Here is a 17,436-nt window from a genome sequence, read left to right on the forward strand (position 1 = left end):
AGTCCAGATTTCCTCCGGAAATCTGCCGCGGAGCGGCGCGAAGCGGACTTGACCCGTCAGATCGCCCACGAACAATCGAAGTTGGCCTTTGGGGCAGGCAGGGCCTGCGCATGAGCCTTCCAGAAAGGAAAGAAGCGCTACCGGGTCGCCATCCCCCGCCGCAAAGTCCCACAAGGTCCCCGCTCTCCGCTCACGCTTCGGCGGGGAGGATAAGGCGGAGATTAGACGTCGACTTCGGCTTCGAGGGCAAATTCTTGGATGAATTCGCGGCGGGGCTCGACGATGTCGCCCATCAGGCGGGTGAACATGCCATCGGCCGTGTCAGCATGGTCGACAAACACGCGCAGAAGGGAGCGGGCCTCTTTATCCAACGTGGTTTCCCACAATTGTTCGGCATTCATCTCACCCAAGCCCTTATAGCGCTGGATGGTGATGCCTTTACGACCTGCCGCACGGACGGCCTCTAGCAAAGCCAAAGGACCATGGATTTCTGTTTCGACTTCGCGCCGCTTAATCTTCGCCAAGCCATCATAGGCCCCCGCCATCGCGGCTGCGCGCTCGGCCAAACGGCGCGCATCGGAAGAACCCAGCACATTTTGATCGAGCTTGATGGTCTCGGCCACACCACGCACTTCGCGCGTCATCTCCAAGCCCGAAGCATCAATCTTGACGGTCCACGTATCTTCGCCCTCATCGGCCAGTTCATTCAAGCGCACGGCCAAACGATTGGCGGCGTCTTGGCTGGCCCCAATCACCAAAGCACCCGCAAGGGCTGCCTGTTCAATCGCAAAAGCGGGGAAGCGCGTTGCCAAGCGACGAACCGAGCCTTCAAAACCTTCAGCATCCTTGACAGTTGCCACCAGATCCGGCCCAAGCCGGGCCTCGCCGCTGGCCAAAGTCAAAATCGCGTCGGTTGTGCCTTCTTCGATCAGATAGGCTTCCAGCGCCGCATCATCCTTCAAATAACGCTCCGACCGGCCTTTCGAGGCCTTGTACAAAGGCGGTTGGGCGATGAACAAGTGCCCGCGCTCAATCAATTCAGGCATTTGGCGGTAGAAGAAGGTCAACAGCAGGGTGCGGATGTGGGCCCCGTCGACGTCTGCGTCGGTCATGATGACGATCTTGTGGTAGCGCAATTTGTCGGGATTAAAGTCATCGCGACCAATGCCGGTGCCCAGAGCGGTGATCAAGGTGCCGATTTCCTGGCTCGACAACATTTTGTCAAAGCGCGCCCGTTCCACATTCAAAATCTTACCGCGCAAGGGCAGAACCGCTTGGAAGCCGCGATCACGGCCTTGCTTGGCCGAACCACCTGCCGAGTCACCCTCGACGATGAAGAGTTCGGATTTGGCGGGGTCTCGCTCTTGGCAATCGGCCAATTTGCCGGGCAGGGAAGCAATGTCGAGCGCGCTTTTGCGGCGGGTCAATTCGCGTGCCTTCTTGGCCGCCTCGCGGGCAGCCGCAGCTTCCACGATCTTGGCCATGACGGTCTTGGCGAGGCTTGGGTTTTCTTCAAACCATTCAGCCAAGGTTTCACCAACCGTATTTTCTACAGCTGGGCGGACTTCCGACGAGACGAGCTTATCCTTGGTTTGGCTGGAGAATTTCGGATCAGGGACTTTGATCGACAACACGCAGGTCAGACCTTCGCGGGCATCATCGCCTGTAATATCGACCTTTTCGCGCTTGGAAATGCCAGACTTTTCCCCATAGGCATTGATGACGCGGGTAAGCGCACCCCGGAAGCCCGCCAAATGGGTGCCGCCATCGCGCTGGGGGATATTGTTGGTGAAGCACAGCATATTCTCGTGATAGCTGTCATTCCATTGCAGCGCGGCCTCAACCACGATGCCGTCCTTTTCGCCCTTCACAAAGATTGGCTTCTCAGTGACGCTGATGCGGTTGCGGTCAATATGCTGGACGAAGGCTTCAACCCCGCCATCATAGCGCATGACTTCTTCATAGGGCTCTGGCCCGCGCAAATCGCGGAAGCGAACCGTGACGCCAGAATTGAGGAAGGCCAATTCGCGCAGGCGATGTTCCAAGGTTTTCCGGTCAAACTCCACCATGGTGAAAATGGTCGGCGAGGGCCAGAAACGAACGCGCGTGCCCTTTTTCCCGGCTTCAACCGGGCCAACCAGACGCAAAGGCGCTTTGGCTTCACCCAGCTCAAAACTCATGGTGTGTTCAAACCCATTGCGGAAAATCGTCAGCTCCAACAGGTCAGACAAGGCGTTGACGACCGAGACGCCCACCCCGTGCAGACCGCCAGAGACTTTGTAAGAATTCTGGTCGAACTTCCCGCCTGCATGCAATTGAGTCATGATGACTTCGGCGGCCGAGACACCCTCTTCGCTGTGAATGTCGGTCGGAATGCCGCGCCCATCATCTTCCACTTCGGCAGAGCCGTCAGGATAAAGCGTTACATTACAGATAGTTGCATGGCCGGCGAGGGCCTCGTCAATTGCATTGTCGACGACTTCATAGACCATGTGATGCAGGCCCGAGCCGTCATCGGTGTCGCCAATATACATGCCGGGGCGCTTGCGCACCGCATCGAGGCCTTTGAGGACTTTAATAGAATCTGCGCCATAAGAGGCTTGGCCATTGGCATCCCGGCCATTTTCGTCAAAGCCTTCGGCATCAAAGACGCGATTATCTTCGACTTCGGGTGCGGCTGGCTTGGCTTCTGGCTCGTTTTGGCTGGGAAGATCGCTCATGTGGCGTCACATTTCTTTCACTGCATCAGCCGGACAAAACCCGGCGAAACTTCAAATAGGGTTGCGCGCGAACCAAAGTCCTCAAACAGATTCTGGTCCGTGCCGGTTAGCCAAGATTGCCCCGGAAGCGCCAAGAGTTCCTCACAGAGTGCGGCGCGTCGGGCAGGGTCAAAATGGGCTGCGGCTTCGTCCAATAAGACTAGCGGATTCGGCCCAGAAAAGCCCGCACTTTTTGCCGTTGGCAGACCAGAGGCAATCCGACGCGCTTGGGCCAAAATCAGTGTAACTACAAGGGCTTTCTGTTCGCCTGTCGAGCATTTTTGGGCAGGCATGCCAGAGGGGGTATGGATCGCAGTTAAATCCGAACGATGTGGCCCATCAAGTGCCCGTCCAGCCGCCGAATCACGGGCCCGGCAATCATGCAACAGGCGGGCAAAATCCGCCTCGGCATCTGCTGCATGGCGGGCTTCTCGAAGGCTCGTCTCAAAACCGCCTTCAAGCGCCAGCATGGCTTTTGGGAAGGCACCATCGGGTCGCTGGGCAATTTCGCTCTGTAAAGCATCGACTGCTTCAAGGCGCGCTAGGCCCAAGGCAACGGCGGCGGCGGCGGCCTCGGCTTCAACGACGCTGAGCCAGCGCGTGTCGGGCTTTGGCTCTTCCAAGAGGCGGGTGCGCTCACGCAGGGCCTTTTCAAACTGGCTGGCCTGCTGGGCATGCTCGGGCGCCACTGCGAACACCAAGCGGTCGAGGAATTTGCGCCGCTCACCGGCCGGGCCTGCAAAGAGGCGGTCATAGGCGGGGGTCAGCCAGAGGAGCCGCACCGTCTCTGCCAGATCCTTAGGACCCGCGTCCTTGCCATCAATGCGGGCTACCCGGCGCTGGCCCGTGGCCGTGCGCTCTAGGCCCACGCCGATACGGCGGGCATCATCTCCCAATTGGATGAGGCCTGTAACAGCAAAGGGGCCGCCATCTGGGCCTTGTCGTGCCATTTCGTCGAGGTCGGCTCCGCGCAAGCCCCGACCGGGGCCCAGAAGGGATAGAGCTTCGAGAATATTGGTCTTGCCCGCACCATTGGGGCCGAACAGGCAAACGGGCCCATCGCCTGTTTCAAGATCGAGGCGCGGGTGGTTCCTGAATTGGGTTAAATTGAGCCGCCGCACAAAGGCGCGCGGGGCAGCCATGGGGTCAGTCGTCACACGCGCAGCGGCATCAGCACAAAGAGCGCATTGGGATCATTGCCGTCGCGCACCAAAGTTGGGGAGGCAGCGTCAGCAAACTCAAAGCGTGCTTCACCTGTGCCAATTTGGCCTGCGATATCCAAGAGATATTTGGCGTTAAAGCCGATCTCCATCGTATCGGCGCTATAATCGGCTTCGACCTCTTCGGTCGCAGCCCCAGTTTCTGGGCTATTGACGGCCAACACCACTTTGGCGTCGCTAATGGTCAGCTTGATGGAACGCGACCGCTCTGCTGCCATGGTCGCGACCCGGTCGACGGCACGCGAAAACTCATCATTGCGGACGGTCATAATCCGCGAATTCCCCTTGGGAATAACGCGGGTATAATCAGGGAAAGTGCCGTCGATCAACTTTGAGGTCAGCGTGGTGCGTCCGAATGAAAATTGGATTTTTGCATCAGAAACCGCAATTTCCACATCATCAGCTGCATCGTCCAACAAACGCCGTAACTCTTGCACGGTCTTGCGCGGAATGATGACGCCGCGAACAGCTGTTGCCCCTTCAGGCTGGGGGTAGTCGGCCAGCGCCAAGCGGTGACCGTCGGTGGCAACTGCCCGCAAAGCCGGCCCAGAATCGCCGGTGGCCGAGTGCAGATAAACGCCGTTCAAATAATAGCGGGTCTCTTCGGTTGAAATGGCAAAGCGCGTGCGGTCGATTAGGCGGGCCAAGGCCGACCGCTCCAACGTAAAGCGGGAGTCAAAGCTCCCGCTCGACATGGCCGGGAAATCACCTGCAGCAAGTACAGGCAGATTATAGCGACCACGTCCAGCCGTAATCGTCACACGCGGGTCATCTGGCGACAAATCGAGGCGGACTTGCGATCCGTCAGGCAATTTGCGAACGATTTCATAGAGAAGGTGGGCTGGCACCGTGATCGCGCCTTGCCGCTCTACTTCAGCCTCTGCGCCATCGACGATTTCGATATCAAGGTCTGTCGCGGCAAAGGTCACGCTGCCATCGCGGGCCTCAATTAGGACGTTCGATAAAATGGGGATTGTATTGCGCCGTTCGACGACACTTTGCACATGGCCCAGAGCTTTCAAAAGCGCTCCACGTTCGATCGTTAGACGCATACCCGAACCCGCTCCCCGAGAAAATCTTCAGTCAATGGCACTTGGCACTCTATCCGCGGGCTACAAACGCTACGGCCAGGCAGAACCATTTTGATTCTGGCCAAGTTGAAGATTCATTTTGCCCGATATCTACCGTCTTGCGCAATCACTTTAGGCGCTATTCGGTGATCTTACGGCCAATTTCCTGCAATTCGGCTGCAAAGGTCACATCTTGGGCTGCCAATTCCTCAATCCGCTTCACCGCATGCATGACGGTCGTATGATCACGACCACCAAACCGTTGACCAATATCTGGGAATGAACGGCGCGTGAGACGTTTGCAGAAATACATCGCTACCTGCCGTGGACGCGCCACCGCCCGGTGACGACGTTGAGACACTAAATCTTCCAAAGTCATATCATAGAAGGCTGCAACGCGACGCTTAATCGTCTCAACCGGCACAGATTTCTCTGGGGGGCTCCAATTGCCCGATAACGCTTCAACAACAACTTCCATACTTGCCTCCCGGCCAATCAGAGCTGAAGCCGCAAACACTTGCTTGATGGCCCCCTCAACGGCACGCCCAGTTCCGGTAATGCGCGCCGCAATCAGATCAATCGCTTCGTCGGGCAACACAAATCCACCCCGACGTGCATTGAGCTCGCTTGTTTTGCGCTTGGCAATAGCACGGCGCAATTCAAAGTCGGGCTCATTGATTTTTGCTGTGAACCCGCCCTGCAGCACACAACGCATCCGGCTATTGAGACCTTGGAGGCCGTCAATCGCAACATCGGCTGTGCAAACAACCGTGCGGCCTCTGGAAATCAGGTCGTCCAAAGTCTGAAAGAATTCGTCTTGGGTAGCTGACTTACCACAAATGAGCTGCAAGTCATCGATAAGCAAGACATCCGCTCCGCGCAGAGCCGCTTTAAATGGCCCGGTCTCGCGATCACGCAAAGCCGACTGAAACTCATTCAAGAAGCGCTGAGCCGTTAGCAGCAGAACCCGTTTTCTGGGTGCGGTCTCGCGCAAACGTGCGGTGATGGCTTCCAAAAGATGTGTTTTGCCCACGCCATGCAATCCATGGAAAAAGACGAGGTCACCCGTGCCGGGGCCCTCTGCCAAGCCACGGGCAATAGCAACAGCAACGCGATTAGCCTCCCCAACCTCATAATTGGCAAAGGTCTTAGCAGAACCCGACAATTCAACAGGGTCTGGCGCGACTTCGGCCCCTGCGAGCTCCTCGACGAGTTCTTGCTCATTCTCACATGGTGACTCTTCTTGGGCGAGCATGTCGGTGTCGACTACGACTAGACGTACGCGACGCCCAGCCGGGTCGAGCGAAGACCAGCGCGCTTGTAGACGATGCAGATAATCGGTGGTTAAGCGTGCAACAGCATAGCCATTGGGCGCACCAAAAGTCACAGACGCGCCATCAATCGCGATCAAGCGCAAAGGTTCGATCCAGGCCCGGAATGCATCAGAACCCAGCTCTCCGCGTAGTCGGGGTAAGGCCGTTGCCCACAAACCCCGAGCTGTCGACAGCTCCAGATCTGATGACAGGTTGGCTAAACCCGGTGTCGCCGAAACGCTAGTATGCACCCCATAGACCATTTTTCGAACCACCCCGCAATTGATACGTCCTGAAGGACAACCCCCAAAGATGCCCCCACGACCCAGACACACTTCCTCGTTCGCCGTTCGGCGTTATTCTCAAGAAAAGGTCCAAGACTGGGCAAAACGTCATCCCTGCAAGAAGCAAATGGACCGACGTCGTGGTTAAACTAAAGCCTACACAGCGCCGGTACGCAACAGCATTTTCATGCGTTTGACATCTGTTTTTTCTGTGCCAACGCCACCTGATTCGCTTGACAGGTGAAGATTCCCAATAATCAGCGGGGCTTATGCAGAAACTAACAAATCCGTGAAACTAGATAACCCTGTGGATAAAATTTATTCGATAACTGAGCTATCAAAAATACAATAAAAACAATTACTTGGAAAATGTTAAGCGGCGCAAAACCAAATAAAGCTTATAAACACAAACAGCCGCATACGAGCGTATGCGGCTGATCATTTGATGATAGGGATGTTCCGTGTACCGCCCGGTTTCATATGCCTAAAGATGAGGCATCTATAGCCAGCGGTTTAGCGTCTGAAACAAGGCACGTACGCCTTGCCAAGAGATTGAGCAATCCAGTCTCTCAGCCTTGGCGACCACAGCGCACAACCAACCAATTAGGCTGGACGGGCGACTGCCTTCACGCGCTGGGCCAAACGCGAAACTTTGCGAGAGGCGGTGTTGTGATGGACAACACCCTTGGAAACAGCGCGCATGATTTCTGGTTCCGCAACGCGAAGGGCTGCGGTAGCTGCTGCGCCGTCACCAGAAGCAATAGCTTCTTCGACTTTGCGGATAAAGGTGCGCATGCGCGAGCGACGGGCGGTGTTTACCAGCGTGCGGCGCACGATCTTGCGGGCCATTTTTTTGGCCGAAGGCGTATTGGCCATCGTTTAATCCGATTTAACGTGTGAAAGAGGCAGCCACGTGGCTACCCGAGAGGGGGCGGTGTATGCCGAAACAGGGGCCAAAGGTCAAGCAATATTGCGTGTGTTTCATCAGCGACCTGTAAATTGCGCAGGGCGCTTTTCGCTGAAGGCAGCCATTCCCTCCTTTTGGTCTTCGGTACCAAACAATCCGTGGAAGATCCGGCGCTCGAAGCGCACCCCTTCGCTTAAGGGCGTTTCAAAGGCGCGGTCAACGGCTTCTTTGGCTGCCATGACGGCCAGTTTGCCAAAACCTGCGATGGTTTTGGCCACTTTATGGGCTTCATCCAACAGCGTGTCTGCCGGCACTATGCGGGCCACAATGCCGCAACGCTCGGCCTCCACGGCATCCATCATGCGACCGGTCAGGATCATATCCATCGCCTTGGCCTTGCCAGCCGCGCGCGCAAAACGTTGGGTGCCGCCAGCCCCTGGAATAACACCGAGTTTGATTTCGGGTTGGCCAAATTTGGCCGTATCGGCGGCAAGGATCATGTCGCACATCATGGCAAGCTCGCATCCGCCGCCCAAAGCAAAACCCGCTACGGCCGCAATAGTTGGCTTCCGGCACCGGGTTACGCGCTCCCAATTTGCGGTAATAAAGTCTTGCCCATAGACGTCCGCAAATGTCTTGGTGGCCATCTCTTTGATATCCGCACCTGCCGCAAAGGCCTTAGCCGACCCTGTGATGATGATCGCACCCACATCATCGCGGGCCTCTACAGCGTCGAGACAAGCTGTCAGCTCATTCATCAATTGCTGATTGAAGGCATTCAGCGCTTCAGGACGGTTGAGGGTAATCGTCGCTACCCCGTCGGCGACGTCTAAAAGTATGGTTTCAAAGTCCATGGGTAAATTCCTCTCACCGATTAGCATACGGGGGTTGGCATTAGGTCTGACAAGTTGGGCAAAAAAAGCTGGATCGCCCTGACTGAACAGTCCTTTGTATCGGCTCATGCGGCGTGCCGTCGACCGGGCTGCGCGGGCAAGGCAGCCCTTCGCGGCCATATACGTCGAACCTTTCTTGAAAACCACCCAATGAGCCATCTGCTGCGGCAAAATCCTTCAGCGTTGATCCACCGGCTTCTATAGCTTCTATTAAAACCGCACGGATGGCCTCCGCTAAGGCGCGTATTTCCGGGGCTTTCAGCTGATTGGACAAGCGCATTGGGCTGATGTGGGCGCGAAACAAAGCCTCACACACATAGATATTGCCTAAGCCCGCAACATTGCTTTGGTCCAGCAGGGCAGATTTAATCGGGGTCTTCTTAGTAGCCAAGGCTTGAGCCAGATGCTCGGCCGAAAAGTGATTGCCTAGGGGTTCTGGGCCCATGTTTGCAAAATGCTTGGATTGCTCAAGACCGGAGGTGGATACAATATCCATAAAGCCAAACCGACGGGGGTCATTATAAATGACTTTTGCGCCACTCCCGACATGCAGCACCACGTGATCATGCTTAGGGTCTGCTCCCGTGTCATACGCATAATCATCAAAAGCCAAGACACCGCGCTCATCAACAATCGAGAAACGCCCCGACATCCCCAAATGCATAATCAGGGCCTCGTCTGTGCTGAGATAGGCGATCAAATATTTCGCCCGTCGATCGAGGCTGGTCACGCTGGCTCCTTCCAGACGTTCAACAAAGCGGGGCGGAAAAGCAAAGCGCAGGTCTGGTCGGCGCGCCTCAACGCGCACCAAGGTCTGGCCCTTTAAGGTGGGCTCTAGGCCCCGTCTAACAGTTTCGACTTCGGGTAATTCAGGCATAATGACGCACTAGTAGATATGGCGGACAAGAGTGCAAGACGCTATGTCGGTAGAATGACTGACTCCAAGACTGCTTCCTTTGGCTTTCAAGATGTGCCTGCACATGAGAAGGCATCCCGCGTGCGCGGCGTGTTTGACGCCGTTGCAAGTCGCTATGACCTGATGAATGACCTGATGAGTGCGGGCATGCACCGCGCTTGGAAGGATGCTGTGGCGGCGCGATTGAACCCGCGCCCCGGTGAACGCATTTTGGATCTGGCAGGCGGCACGGGTGACTTGGCGCGACGCTTTAAGGCCTTGGCCGATGCAGCGCGGGCCCGCTCAGGTGGTCCACCTTCTGAAATCATTGTTGTCGACATCAATGCTGAGATGATTGCAGCAGGACGCGAACGTGGTTTAGACGGCTTAGGCTGGGCGGTTGGCGATGCTGAAGCCTTGCCATTCCCAGACAATTCTGCCGATGGCTATGTCATCTCTTACGGTATTCGCAATGTGACCGATATTCCCAAGGCCTTGCGCGAAGCCTATCGCGTCCTGAAGCCTGGTGGTCGTTTTTACTGTCTTGAGTTTTCCAAGCCGACAACCGGCGCGCTGGAAGCTTTCTATGATGCTTGGTCGTTCAAGGCGATCCCACCTATTGGCAAGGCCGTGACGGGGGATGCGGAGCCCTATCAATATTTGGTCGAAAGTATTCGCCGTTTCCCAGACCAAGAGACCTTTGCAGCCATGATCCGCGACGCGGGTTTCAAGCGGGTTGATTACACCAATTTCTCCGGCGGCATTACCGCACTGCATGGGGGCTGGAAGGTGTGATTGACGCGCTCATGCGGTTGATGCGGGCCGCTTGGACCTTAGGGCGCTATGATGCGATCCTGCCGCGAGAATATTATGACATGCTGCCACTGCCCGCGCGGGTGGTTGGCCGGGCTTTACGTTTGGGGTCCCGCCACATTAGCGGCGATCCGGGCGTGCGTATGGCGACCGCTTTGGAAAAGCTTGGCCCCGCTTGGATAAAGTTTGGCCAGCTTTTGGCTACACGTCCCGACATCGTCGGGGATAAAGCGGCCGAGGGGCTGTCGCGCCTCAAGGATCGGTTAGAACCTTTCTCCCAAACAATCGCGCTGCAAAGCTTGGATAACGCCTTTGGTGAGAAGCGCGCAGCTCTATTTTCAGACTTAGGCCCCGTGATTGCCGCAGCCTCTGTCGCCCAAGTCCATCAGATGAGTTTGCCGGACGGCCGCAAAATGGCGGTCAAATTATTGCGTCCTGGTATTGAGAAGGAAATTGCCGCCGAAGGTAAAGCCATGGCTTTGGCGGCAAAGCTTGTCCAAGTCCTTGTCCCCCAATCTCGTCGCCTTGAGCCTGTTGCTTTCGTAGCCACCATTCGTACCGCTCTTGAGAAAGAGCTCGACCTGCGCCGTGAAGCCGGGGCAGGCGATGCTTTTGGCGAGATTGTTGCCGCAGACGGCTATTTGAAAGTGCCCAGCATTGATTGGGAGCGCACGGCACGCCGTGTTCTGACCACGTCGTGGGTTGAGGGCATCCCTTTGACGAAGCCCGGTGCTTTGGATGGGGCAGACCGGGCACGGCTTGCCAATGCCGTAACCTGCGGCTTTCTGGCGGCTGCTTTGGACCATGGCGTGTTTCATGCCGACATGCATGAGGGCAACCTCATTCTGGGTACAGACGGGGCGCTGTGGGCGGTCGACTTTGGCATTATGGGCCGGATAGGCATGGTCGAGCGACGCTATTTGGCTGAAATCCTCTATGCCTTCTTGCGGCGCGATTACCGCCGTGCGGCGGCAGTCCATATCGAAGCGGGCTATGTGCCTTCCCATCATGATGAGGGTGAGTTTGCCCATGCCTTGCGGTCGGTAGGCGAGCCGATCTGGGGCAGGCCAGCGCGCGAAGTCTCTATGGGCCGGGTGCTGACGCAATTGTTCGACGTGACCGAGCAATTTGGCATGCATATGCGCCCCGAATTGGTGCTGTTGCAGAAGACGATGGTGCAAGTGGAAGGTGTGGCCCGCAACATCGACCCCGATCATGACATTTGGGAAGCTTCCCGCCCTGTGGTGGAACGCTTTATGCAGACCGAACTTGGCCCAGAAGGGGTGACCCGCCAAATGTTTGCCGATGTTTCCAATGCGCTCGCCACCGCCCGTAAGTTGCCCCAATTGGTCGCCCGCATCGAAAAGCTGGTAGAACGGGCTGAGCAGGCCAAGCGTTAGGGCTCCCGCGGCTGTAAGCCTATTCCTGTCTTCAGGCTTGATTGATCTGCGTGTGCGGTTTAGCATTTTGTTATGACAAATTCTGTGCCGTCCAACACCCCCGCGACCGATGCTTTCTGGATGCCCTTTACGGCCAATCGCCGCTTTAAGGCGGGGCCGCGGCTGTTGGTTTCGGCGTCTGGCATGTTCTATCGAAGCCATGATGACCGCGAGATCCTCGACGGGACGGCGGGTCTTTGGACGGTCAATGCCGGGCATGGGCGGCAAGAAATCGTGGATGCCGTGGCCCGCCAAATGGCGACGTTGGACTATGCGCCGACCTTCCAAATGGGCCATCCCATTGCCTTTGAGTTTGCAGAGCGCCTGGCTTCCATTGCCCCGGATGGGTTTGACCGCGTCTTTTTCACCAATTCGGGCTCGGAAAGTGTCGAAACGGCGCTCAAGATTGCTTTGGGCTATCATTATGCCCGGGGCGACCATCGCCGTACCCGCTTGATTGGCCGCGAGCGGGGCTATCATGGCACAAATTTTGGCGGCATCTCGGTCGGTGGCATTGTTACCAATCGCCGCGTTTTTGGTCCGGGCCTGCCAGGGGTAGACCATTTGCCACACACGCATGGCTTGCCCGAAAACGTCTTTGCCCAAGGCCAGCCACCCCAAGGCGCGCATTTGGCCAAGGAACTGGACCGGATCGCCGCCCTGCATGGTCCTGAAACGATTGCCGCGGTGATTGTTGAGCCGGTTGCAGGCTCTACCGGCGTCTTGATCCCGCCAGTGGGGTATCTGGAAGAATTGCGCGCGGCGTGCGATCGGGTTGGCTGCCTCTTGATTTTTGACGAGGTCATCACCGGCTATGGCCGTTTGGGCAAGCCATTTGCGACCCAAGCTTTGGGGGTGCGGCCAGACCTGATTTGTACCGCTAAGGGCATTAATAACGGGGCTTTGCCGATGGGGGCCGTGTTTGCCCGCCGCGAAGTCCATGATGCCTATATGACGGGCCCAGAGAATTTGATCGAGCTCTTCCACGGCTATACCTGCTCGGGCCATCCGGCTGCTTGCGCGGCAGGGCTTGCGACCATGGACATTATGGAGCGCGAGGGCTTGATGACGCGTGCAGCCGACATCGCTCCCTATTGGCAGAAGCGCTTGCACGAACTCAAAGGTGCGCCCCACGTTGTGGATATTCGCAATCTTGGCTTGATCGGTGGGATAGAGCTTCAAGCGCGCGATGGCGTGGTGGGCGCGCGCGGCTATGATGTTTTCATCAAAGCCTATGAGGCCGGGGCCCTGATCCGCGTTACGGGCGACATCATCGCCTTGTCGCCGCCGCTGATCATTGAAGAAAGCCATATTGACCGCTTGGTCGATACAATTGGAGAGGCCCTGCACGCAGTGGATTAGGGGTACCACACCCCTCGCATTCCGTTTACTTGACCTTTTCGCTGTCCGCTCATACCTAAGCGACATGACCGCACGCCCAATTCTCACCGTTCCGAACCCGATTTTGAAGCAAATCTCCACGCCTGTAGCGGCTGTGGATGATGCGATCCGTGCTTTGATGGATGACATGCTCGACAGCATGTATGAAGCCAAGGGCATTGGTTTGGCCGCTGTCCAAATTGGCGAGCCCGTCCGCGTGATTGTGATGGACCTTGAATGGGGCAAGGCCGATGCGCCAGACCATCGCGCACCGCGCTTTTTTGTGAACCCTGAAATCATTTGGCGCAGCGAGGAAATGGCTCCTTATGAAGAGGGGTGTCTCTCGGTCCCCGAATATTACGACGATGTGGAGCGGCCTGCCAAAGTCCGCTTGCGCTATCTCAACCGCGACAATGAACTCGTCGAGGAAGATGCAGAGGGCATGTTTGCCACTTGTATCCAGCATGAGATGGACCATCTGGAAGGCGTTTTGTTCATCGACCATCTTTCACGCCTGCGCCGCGATCGCGCTTTGGCCAAAGTGAAGAAGATTAAGCGGGCTGCGTAGGCCCCACGTGACTTTGCCTACCCCCCTTCGCCTGATCTTTATGGGCTCACCCGAATTTGCCGTGCCGACCTTGGCCGCTTTGGTAGAAGCGGGCCACGAGATTCTGTGTGTCTATTCCCAGCCACCCAAGCCCGCCGGACGCGGTAAAGCGCTGCGGCCCACGGCGGTGCATGCTTGGGCAGAAGCCCAAGGCTTGCCCGTGCGCACGCCTGCAAGCCTCAAGAGCGCAGAGGCGCAAGCCGAATTTGCTGCCCTTCAGGCCGATGCCGCCATCGTCGTCGCCTATGGCCTGATCCTGCCAAAGGCGGTGTTGGAGGCAACCCGATTGGGTTGCTTTAATCTACACGGCTCCCTCCTGCCGCGTTGGCGCGGTGCCGCCCCCATGCAGCGCGCCATTGAAGCCGGGGACCCAGAGACGGGCGTTCAGGTCATGGCGATGGAGGTCGGTTTGGATACGGGTGGGATTTATGCCACGGCCCGCACGCCCATTGCCCCGGATGACACGACCGGTACGCTGCATGACCGACTGGCCAATCTTGGCGCGGCGCTGATGGTTGAAAGCCTGCCAAAGATTGCTGCGGGCACCTTGCCCTGTATCCCTCAAGCCCAGGAAGGCATCACCTATGCCGCCAAGATTGACCGGGCCGAGACCAAGATTGATTGGGCAAAGCCCGCCGACGTTCTGGACCGCGCCATTCGCGCTTTTTCCCCCTTTCCCGGCGCTTGGTGCCTTTTGCCAGATGGCGCACGTGCGAAAATCCTGTTGTGCCAAGCTGAGGCGGGATTAGGCGCATCGGGGACCGCACTAGATGATCGTCTCCTGATTGCGTGTGGGCAGGGCGCCTTGCGGCTGTTGAAAATCCAGCGTGAAGGCAAAGGGGCGCTTGAGGCCACAGACTTCTTGCGCGGCAATCCGATTTCCTCTGGTTCTGTTTTCTCCTAGGTCCAACCGCTCAAAAACAAGTTGCAAGGCACAAAAATCGTACTTAGGCTGTGCGATATTGCTGGTGTATGTGCCAAGGATTTTAGAATGGCTTTCTGGGGGGTGGATATGGTTTTGCGAATTCAACGACTTTTATTGGGTGCAGCACTTCTTGCTTTCAGTGTTGGACCAAGTTTTGCCGACTCCCCAAATGCGTCCAGCACCGATCCGATGGTGTCTTATCGCGCCTATGACCAAGCAGTGGCAGAGGGCAAACTCTCCGATGCGGCGTTTCATGCCCAAGAAGCCTGGAAACGGGCTGAGGCGACTTGGGGGCCCACCAATCCCAATACAGCAGGCCTTGCCTTTAATGCCGCCTGGTCCCTCGCGCTGATCGGTAGAGCCCCAGATGGGATGGAAGCGGCAAAGCGCGCCGTGGAACTCGCCGATGTTGGGGCCAAGGCCTATCAAAAATCAGAGGCGCAATTTCTGTTGGCCTATGCTGAGTTGCGGGCGGCACCAGAGGGGCAGAGGCGGCAAAAGGCAGAGGCTTTAGATAGCGCCGCGCAAGCGATTGAGGGCTCATGGGGCGACACCTTGATTGTAGATTCCTTGGTTGAGGCGTCCATTGCCTTATCGACCATGGGCAGAAGCAAAAAGGGCGCAGAATTGGCTGCCCGCAGTGCCACAGAACTGGATCGCTTGCTGCCGAATGATCAGTCGCGCCGGGCTCTCACCTTGCTGGCGCGTGCCGTCTCCAAGTTAGCCGATCCAGACAAAGTGCCGTCCGCCTATTCCGATGCCGTGGATGCAAGGCTGGCCTATGGAAAAATGCGACGACCCGATGATGCGATGTGGGGCATGTTGAGTGCATGGGAATTGGTTATCCAAGGCATTCATGAGGCGGGTCGCGGCAGCCGGACGACAATTGGCACGAATATTATGCGCGACAGATACAAATTGCGCCAAATCACGCCAGAGGAATATGCACAATTAGACGTATCTTTGCCCGAGTGCCGTGACGTAAAATTTAAGCGCCGGAAGGGGGCCGAAGAGATAAAGCCTAATCCAATCGGTGGTTTCTCCATCAATCTGGGCGGTGTCCATATCAGAACGGATTTGTCACCGACGGGCGATGTGCTCAATCCGCGCGTCATCGGCGTGGTCCCGGATCCGCGCTATTCGGAGGCCAGCCTAAAGGCCATCTCAAAGTGGCAATATGACCTACCCGCCAATGTGCCCGCGACCTGTCTAAAGGATTTCGACATCGCCGTTGTTTTCACGATGTATTGAGCTAGCTAAGCCTAGGCAATAATATCGGGCGTCAATTGGTCTTCCCAATGGGCGATTTCGTCCTTGAGGGCCAGTTTGCGGCGCTTGAGGCGCATGATACCGATTTGGTCATAGGGCGCGGTTTCTTGCAGGGCTTGGATGGCACCGTCTAGCGCGCGGTGTTCTTCCCGCAGCGCGTGAATCTTGGCCTCAATGCGTTCTGCGTCGGCATCTTCGGAAGGGGATGTCCAGTCGCTTGCCATTAGGCTTCCTCATTCTGAGCGCGTGCCAGTGTTGTCAAACCGATTGCCCAGCATGGGCGAGGCGCTTCAACAATGCGTCTAACGCTGCGTCAAGGGGGACTTGGGCGGCGCGCACACATTGGATCAGGCTTGCATAGCCACTTAGAGGCTGCCCCTTAATTTCGCTTAAATGCAATGTCTGCAAAATGGTTTGTTCCGAAGCTAATTCAGCAGCCAGAAGTTGGGCCCGCGTCGCAGCCACCAAGCTGGCCGGCTCGGTCTGGGGTTCAAGCTTCAGAGCCCGCCTCCGCCGGCGCAAAGGAATTACCAATTGCCGAGTTAGGTGTTGGGCCAAACGCTGGGTGGCGGTCGCGTCAAACCCCTGACCCAGCCGGGCACGATAGAGGGCAAAAATCAAAAAGGTCACATCCAGCCCATAGGTGTCTTGCGCTGTCAAGCAATCGGCCTCCACCCCCTCTTGGCGATAAAAGGCCAGCGCAAAGTCCCAGATAGATTTGAGCTTTTCAGTCTCACACGGGGCCGACATCTTCACCCCAGCGTTTGATGCCCTTGACCTCAAACCCCAAGAGGTCGAGGGCGCGGCCCACCGATTGGGTAACGACGGCGTCAAGGCTATCTAATTGCGCATAAAAGGCTGGTACCGGCGGGAAGATAATGCCCCCCATTTCGGTGATCGCGGCCATGGTGCGAATATGGCCCAGATGATAGGGCGTCTCACGCAGCATCAGCACAACACGCCGACGCTCTTTCAATTGCACGTCAGCCGCACGGGTCAACAGGTTGGAGGTTACCCCGGTTGCAATCTCCCCCATGGTGCGGACTGAGCAAGGGGCAATCAACATGCCATCGGTCTTGAACGAGCCCGACGCAATCGACGCCCCAACATCGGCAATCTTATGCACATAAGAGGCGCGACTCTTAAGCGCGGTGGAACTCGGCAGACCTTCTGAAGCTAGGGTCAATTCGGCTGCTTTGGTCAGGACAAGGTGGGTTTCAACCCCAATCTCGGCCAGCATGTCCAAGGCGCGGACACCATAAACAGCACCTGAAGCTCCACTTATCCCTATAATCAAGCGCTTTGACATGATCGTGAATTACCTTGTTTGACTTAAGACGAAAAAGTACTTGGCGATTCCCTTATCACGTGTTTCCCTACACGCCTCTGAACGCAAAGGAGGCCGCCACATGGCGATTGAAGCGCATATCCGTGAATTGTCCGATAAACACGCCAAGCTTGATTTAGCGATCCAAAACGAAATGAAAAGCTTGGCCTCGAGTGACGCACAGATTGCAGCTCTAAAACGACAGAAACTCAGGCTCAAGGAAGAACTTGAGAATTTGCGACGACGACACTGACATCTCCCAAGTCAGGGGCCCCATCGGGCCCCTTTTTATTGCGCGCTCTTTGCCCCACCCCCGCCGAAGCGTGAGCGAAGAG

General features: G+C 56.8%; 17 protein-coding genes. 7 read left to right on the top strand and 10 right to left on the bottom strand.

Features of this window, described 5'->3' with window-relative positions; translation table 11 throughout:
• Nucleotides 1-221: 221 nt before the first annotated feature.
• The 7 genes from gyrB to mutM form a co-directional block, all read right to left on the bottom strand.
• On the bottom strand, nt 222-2,720 hold the full coding sequence (gene gyrB, locus IOB61_RS15715; RefSeq protein ID WP_290818757.1) for a DNA topoisomerase (ATP-hydrolyzing) subunit B: 2,499 nt from the start codon (nt 2,718-2,720) through the stop codon (nt 222-224).
• A 17-nt stretch (nt 2,721-2,737) separates the two neighbouring features.
• On the bottom strand, nt 2,738-3,901 hold the full coding sequence (gene recF / locus IOB61_RS15720) for a DNA replication/repair protein RecF (protein ID WP_290818759.1): 1,164 nt from the start codon (nt 3,899-3,901) through the stop codon (nt 2,738-2,740).
• A gap of 11 nt (nt 3,902-3,912) precedes the next feature.
• Nucleotides 3,913-5,031 carry a DNA polymerase III subunit beta gene (dnaN, locus tag IOB61_RS15725; protein WP_290818762.1) on the bottom strand — a complete coding sequence of 373 codons (1,119 nt, stop codon included), beginning with the start codon at nt 5,029-5,031 and terminating at the stop codon, nt 3,913-3,915.
• A gap of 157 nt (nt 5,032-5,188) precedes the next feature.
• Nucleotides 5,189-6,613 carry a chromosomal replication initiator protein DnaA gene (gene dnaA / locus IOB61_RS15730; protein ID WP_290818764.1) on the bottom strand — a complete coding sequence of 475 codons (1,425 nt, stop codon included), beginning with the start codon at nt 6,611-6,613 and terminating at the stop codon, nt 5,189-5,191.
• A 636-nt stretch (nt 6,614-7,249) separates the two neighbouring features.
• The gene (gene rpsT / locus IOB61_RS15735) at nt 7,250-7,522 is read right to left on the bottom strand and encodes a 30S ribosomal protein S20 (protein ID WP_085338233.1); all 273 of its coding nucleotides are present in this window, start codon (nt 7,520-7,522) and stop codon (nt 7,250-7,252) included.
• A gap of 108 nt (nt 7,523-7,630) precedes the next feature.
• Nucleotides 7,631-8,407 (bottom strand): enoyl-CoA hydratase, encoded by a 777-nt coding sequence (locus IOB61_RS15740; RefSeq protein ID WP_290818766.1) that lies wholly within the window; start codon nt 8,405-8,407, stop codon nt 7,631-7,633.
• A 40-nt stretch (nt 8,408-8,447) separates the two neighbouring features.
• The gene (gene mutM / locus IOB61_RS15745) at nt 8,448-9,323 is read right to left on the bottom strand and encodes a bifunctional DNA-formamidopyrimidine glycosylase/DNA-(apurinic or apyrimidinic site) lyase (protein ID WP_290818768.1); all 876 of its coding nucleotides are present in this window, start codon (nt 9,321-9,323) and stop codon (nt 8,448-8,450) included.
• A gap of 54 nt (nt 9,324-9,377) precedes the next feature.
• On the opposite strand from mutM, the gene IOB61_RS15750 reads away from it, so the two are divergent.
• The 6 genes from IOB61_RS15750 to IOB61_RS15775 all read left to right on the top strand — a co-directional run bounded on the left by IOB61_RS15750 (nt 9,378) and on the right by IOB61_RS15775 (nt 15,756).
• On the top strand, nt 9,378-10,136 hold the full coding sequence (locus tag IOB61_RS15750; RefSeq protein ID WP_290818770.1) for a class I SAM-dependent methyltransferase: 759 nt from the start codon (nt 9,378-9,380) through the stop codon (nt 10,134-10,136).
• Nucleotides 10,133-11,554: an AarF/UbiB family protein gene (locus tag IOB61_RS15755; RefSeq protein ID WP_290818772.1), complete on the top strand. Its 1,422-nt coding sequence runs from the start codon at nt 10,133-10,135 to the stop codon at nt 11,552-11,554. Before IOB61_RS15750 ends, IOB61_RS15755 begins: the two co-directional genes overlap by 4 nt.
• A 72-nt stretch (nt 11,555-11,626) precedes the next feature.
• Nucleotides 11,627-12,955: an aspartate aminotransferase family protein gene (locus tag IOB61_RS15760; RefSeq protein ID WP_290818774.1), complete on the top strand. Its 1,329-nt coding sequence runs from the start codon at nt 11,627-11,629 to the stop codon at nt 12,953-12,955.
• 64 nt (nt 12,956-13,019) lie between these two features.
• Nucleotides 13,020-13,541 (top strand): peptide deformylase, encoded by a 522-nt coding sequence (gene def, locus IOB61_RS15765; protein ID WP_290818776.1) that lies wholly within the window; start codon nt 13,020-13,022, stop codon nt 13,539-13,541.
• A 40-nt stretch (nt 13,542-13,581) separates the two neighbouring features.
• Nucleotides 13,582-14,484: a methionyl-tRNA formyltransferase gene (gene fmt, locus IOB61_RS15770; RefSeq protein WP_290818785.1), complete on the top strand. Its 903-nt coding sequence runs from the start codon at nt 13,582-13,584 to the stop codon at nt 14,482-14,484.
• Between the two features lie 87 nt (nt 14,485-14,571).
• Nucleotides 14,572-15,756: an energy transducer TonB gene (locus tag IOB61_RS15775; RefSeq protein WP_290818778.1), complete on the top strand. Its 1,185-nt coding sequence runs from the start codon at nt 14,572-14,574 to the stop codon at nt 15,754-15,756.
• Nucleotides 15,757-15,767: 11 nt separating this feature from the next.
• Here the strand turns inward: IOB61_RS15775 and IOB61_RS15780 are convergent, their stop codons facing one another.
• Genes IOB61_RS15780 through IOB61_RS15790 form a run of 3 tightly spaced genes read right to left on the bottom strand, consistent with a single transcriptional unit; the run spans nt 15,768 to nt 17,083 of the window.
• Nucleotides 15,768-15,998: a DUF465 domain-containing protein gene (locus tag IOB61_RS15780; protein WP_085338225.1), complete on the bottom strand. Its 231-nt coding sequence runs from the start codon at nt 15,996-15,998 to the stop codon at nt 15,768-15,770.
• Nucleotides 15,999-16,032: 34 nt separating this feature from the next.
• Nucleotides 16,033-16,524: a TIGR02444 family protein gene (locus IOB61_RS15785; protein ID WP_290818780.1), complete on the bottom strand. Its 492-nt coding sequence runs from the start codon at nt 16,522-16,524 to the stop codon at nt 16,033-16,035.
• Nucleotides 16,508-17,083 (bottom strand): UbiX family flavin prenyltransferase, encoded by a 576-nt coding sequence (locus IOB61_RS15790; RefSeq protein ID WP_290818782.1) that lies wholly within the window; start codon nt 17,081-17,083, stop codon nt 16,508-16,510. The genes IOB61_RS15785 and IOB61_RS15790 overlap by 17 nt, the downstream gene beginning before the upstream one ends.
• Nucleotides 17,084-17,183: 100 nt before the next feature.
• On the opposite strand from IOB61_RS15790, the gene IOB61_RS15795 reads away from it, so the two are divergent.
• Entirely contained in the window at nt 17,184-17,354 is a 171-nt protein-coding gene (locus IOB61_RS15795; RefSeq protein ID WP_085338222.1) for a DUF465 domain-containing protein, read from the top strand.
• Nucleotides 17,355-17,436 lie beyond the last annotated feature (82 nt).

This window comes from Aquidulcibacter sp., assembly GCF_020253525.1.
Lineage (GTDB): Bacteria > Pseudomonadota > Alphaproteobacteria > Caulobacterales > Aquidulcibacteraceae > Aquidulcibacter.

Coding starts and splice junctions, on each gene's coding strand:
- gyrB (WP_290818757.1), bottom strand. CDS start 2,720: ATGAGCGATCTTCCCAGCCAAAACGAGCCAGAAGCCAAGCCAGCCGCA.
- recF (WP_290818759.1), bottom strand. CDS start 3,901: ATGGCTGCCCCGCGCGCCTTTGTGCGGCGGCTCAATTTAACCCAATTC.
- dnaN (WP_290818762.1), bottom strand. CDS start 5,031: ATGCGTCTAACGATCGAACGTGGAGCGCTTTTGAAAGCTCTGGGCCAT.
- rpsT (WP_085338233.1), bottom strand. CDS start 7,522: ATGGCCAATACGCCTTCGGCCAAAAAAATGGCCCGCAAGATCGTGCGC.
- IOB61_RS15740 (WP_290818766.1), bottom strand. CDS start 8,407: ATGGACTTTGAAACCATACTTTTAGACGTCGCCGACGGGGTAGCGACG.
- mutM (WP_290818768.1), bottom strand. CDS start 9,323: ATGCCTGAATTACCCGAAGTCGAAACTGTTAGACGGGGCCTAGAGCCC.
- IOB61_RS15750 (WP_290818770.1), top strand. CDS start 9,378: ATGACTGACTCCAAGACTGCTTCCTTTGGCTTTCAAGATGTGCCTGCA.
- IOB61_RS15760 (WP_290818774.1), top strand. CDS start 11,627: ATGACAAATTCTGTGCCGTCCAACACCCCCGCGACCGATGCTTTCTGG.
- def (WP_290818776.1), top strand. CDS start 13,020: ATGACCGCACGCCCAATTCTCACCGTTCCGAACCCGATTTTGAAGCAA.
- fmt (WP_290818785.1), top strand. CDS start 13,582: ATGGGCTCACCCGAATTTGCCGTGCCGACCTTGGCCGCTTTGGTAGAA.
- IOB61_RS15775 (WP_290818778.1), top strand. CDS start 14,572: ATGGCTTTCTGGGGGGTGGATATGGTTTTGCGAATTCAACGACTTTTA.
- IOB61_RS15780 (WP_085338225.1), bottom strand. CDS start 15,998: ATGGCAAGCGACTGGACATCCCCTTCCGAAGATGCCGACGCAGAACGC.
- IOB61_RS15785 (WP_290818780.1), bottom strand. CDS start 16,524: ATGTCGGCCCCGTGTGAGACTGAAAAGCTCAAATCTATCTGGGACTTT.
- IOB61_RS15790 (WP_290818782.1), bottom strand. CDS start 17,083: ATGTCAAAGCGCTTGATTATAGGGATAAGTGGAGCTTCAGGTGCTGTT.
- IOB61_RS15795 (WP_085338222.1), top strand. CDS start 17,184: ATGGCGATTGAAGCGCATATCCGTGAATTGTCCGATAAACACGCCAAG.